Source organism: Microcystis sp. M113S1 (genome assembly GCF_020246945.1).
Classification (GTDB): domain Bacteria; phylum Cyanobacteriota; class Cyanobacteriia; order Cyanobacteriales; family Microcystaceae; genus Microcystis.
Window position 1 is genome coordinate 1 of record NZ_JADBSA010000323.1, and the last position, 2,670, is coordinate 2,670.

The 2,670-nt window shown below is 46.0% G+C and carries 2 protein-coding genes and 3 pseudogenes; 3 read left to right on the forward strand and 2 right to left on the reverse strand.

Annotated elements, in window-relative coordinates:
* Together IM319_RS16235 and pyrG are read left to right on the forward strand one after the other, a co-directional pair.
* Positions 1-154 (forward strand): annotated as a pseudogene (locus tag IM319_RS16235) (RNA-guided endonuclease TnpB family protein); the annotation flags it as partial.
* Positions 155-272: 118 nt separating this feature from the next.
* Positions 273-1,913 carry a glutamine hydrolyzing CTP synthase gene (gene pyrG / locus IM319_RS16240; protein ID WP_287736277.1) on the forward strand — a complete coding sequence of 547 codons (1,641 nt, stop codon included), beginning with the start codon at positions 273-275 and terminating at the stop codon, positions 1,911-1,913.
* A gap of 81 nt (positions 1,914-1,994) precedes the next feature.
* Here the strand turns inward: pyrG and IM319_RS16245 are convergent, their stop codons facing one another.
* Together IM319_RS16245 and IM319_RS16250 are read right to left on the reverse strand one after the other, a co-directional pair.
* Positions 1,995-2,312, reverse strand: a complete 318-nt coding sequence (locus IM319_RS16245; protein WP_158200850.1) for a 2Fe-2S iron-sulfur cluster-binding protein — start codon at positions 2,310-2,312, stop codon at positions 1,995-1,997.
* A 100-nt stretch (positions 2,313-2,412) separates the two neighbouring features.
* Positions 2,413-2,529, reverse strand: a pseudogene (locus IM319_RS16250) (transposase); the annotation flags it as partial.
* Here IM319_RS16250 and IM319_RS16255 point away from each other — a divergent pair.
* Positions 2,512-2,670 (forward strand): annotated as a pseudogene (locus IM319_RS16255) (IS1 family transposase); the annotation flags it as partial. The pseudogenes IM319_RS16250 and IM319_RS16255 overlap by 18 nt on opposite strands.

The window sequence follows — 2,670 nt, forward strand, 5'->3', positions numbered from 1 at the left end:
AGATGTAAACGCTGCGGTAAATATCAAGGTCGCCGGAGGACATTCGGAGACTTTAAACGGACGGGTCGGAAAGCGTAAGACTTCTGTTAAAGAAGCAGCATCCCGGGTCGCGTCAACCCCATTCAGCGACCATTCTAAAAAAGTGGCGTGGTGAGGAATCGCCGTCCGTTTACGGCGGCGAGGATGTCAAAATGAAATCTGGGAAAATGACACCGCCGCATCCCGAAAACTCTCACCCCTTGCCGGGTATAATCGATCGCAGGAAAAATTTTATGAGTAAATTTGTCTTTGTCACCGGGGGAGTCGTCTCCAGTATTGGGAAAGGAATTGTCGCCGCTAGTTTAGGAAGATTGTTGAAAAGTCGGGATTATTCCGTCTCAATTCTGAAATTAGACCCCTATATCAACGTGGATCCAGGTACGATGAGTCCTTTTCAACACGGAGAGGTATTTGTCACCGATGATGGGGCTGAAACCGACCTCGACCTTGGCCACTACGAACGTTTTACCGATACGGAACTCTCCCGTCTCAATAGCGTGACTACCGGCTCGATTTATCAAGCGGTATTGAATAAAGAGCGTCGTGGTGCTTATATGGGGGGAACTGTGCAGGTAATTCCCCATATTACCAACGAAATCAAGGAAAGGATTCTTCGGGTGGCCAAAGATACCAACCCCGATATTGTCATCACAGAAATTGGTGGTACGGTGGGAGATATCGAATCTTTGCCTTTTTTAGAAGCAATTAGGCAATTTAGGAAGGATGTGGGTCGAAATAACGTAGTTTATATGCACGTTACCCTAATTCCTTGGATTCCGGCCGCCAAGGAGATGAAAACTAAACCGACGCAACACTCGGTCAAGGAATTAAGATCGATCGGCATTCAACCGGATGTGTTAGTCTGTCGTTGTCATCTACCCCTACAACCGGGGTTAAAAGAAAAACTCTCAGCTTTCTGTGATGTGCCGGTGGAATCGGTGATTACCGCTCAGGATGCCAGCAGTATCTACGAAGTTCCCCTCAATCTGGAAAAAGAGGGATTAGCGCAACAAACCCTAGAATTATTAAACCTGGGTCCCCGATACCCCCATCTGGAGGAGTGGGAAAATCTCATCCGACAGATGCAATCCCCCGGTCAAAAATTAGAGATAGCTATCGTGGGTAAATACGTGCAGTTGGGGGACGCTTATCTCTCGGTGGTAGAGGCCCTCAAACACGCTGCTATTGCCCTTGATAGCGAGATAGAATTGCGTTGGGTAAGTGCTGAAGATGTGGATAATGATTCGGCCGAAGCTCATTTAAGCGGTGTTGACGGTATTGTTGTACCCGGTGGTTTTGGTATTAGGGGTGTGGATGGCAAAATTAAGGCGATCGAGTATGCTAGGGTCAATAATATTCCTTTCTTGGGTCTCTGTTTAGGGATGCAGTGTTCGATTATCGAATGGGGTCGCAATGTGGCCCAATTAGAAAGGGCTAATAGTTCCGAATTTGAAGAAGATACACCGAATCCAGTGATTAATTTACTGCCAGAACAGGCAGATGTGGTGGATTTAGGGGGAACAATGCGCTTAGGTCTCTATCCCTGCCGTTTAAATCCCGATAGTCTGGCTTTCTCCCTCTACGGTCAAGAGGTTATCTATGAGCGCCATCGTCACCGTTACGAGTTCAATAATGCCTATCGTAGTCTCTTTTTCGAGACTGGTTATCTGGTGAGTGGCACTTCTCCTGATGGTCGTTTGGTGGAAATTATCGAACTACCAAAACATCCTTTCTTTATTGCTACCCAATTTCACCCCGAATTTCGCTCCCGTCCCAATAAAGCTCATCCTCTCTTTTATGGTTTCATGAAAGCGGCCCTCAACGGTAGAGAGCAAAAGTTCTCCCTGAGTAGTCAGCATTCAGCTATTGGTTAGGATTTGCTGGTCTGATTGGCTCAAAATCTGGTTTTTTGGGGGGAAACCCCCGAAAATTTGTCATCTTAACCCCAGTTTGGCCTAGGGTTTTCCGAATTGACGTTGATAAACCACTTCTTCCTTGCCAGATTCCAGTTTAATATCCGAGCGAGGATAGGCCACACATAACAAAGCATAGCCTTCTTTTTGCAGGTCGGGGGATAATCCCATGCCATCACTTTGTTCGACGCTACCCTGGGAAAGTTGAGCGGCACAGGTAGTACATACGCCCGCATTGCAAGAACTGGGTAAGTCGATTCCCGCATCGTAGGCCGCTTGTAGTATAGTTTGATCTTCCCTAACTTCGATCGTTTGTGTTGTTCCTAAATGAGAAATTTCTACCTTGTAGGTTGTGGTCATAGCTAATCAATGATGCTTTGAACTTCACCTATTTTATCATTCTAGATACTCCTCACGAATTTTATCGAGTTCGAGCGCAAGTTTTGACATACTCCCACCGTCAAGCTACGCTGTGACGGGGGATTCTTGACCTATCACTATCGGAAATTCCTTGTTCAACGAGACAGCTTAGATTCTCAATGTCTCCATTAAGAATCCAGAGACCGGACTCTCCCAAATTGAAAGATTAAATAATACCTTTCGACAAAGGATTTCTCGGCTGGTGAGACAGAGTCTATCTTTCTCTAAAAAAATGGAGAATCACGTTGGGGAACCCTTTGGTATTTTATCCATGACTACAATGCACAGCAAAGCAAAG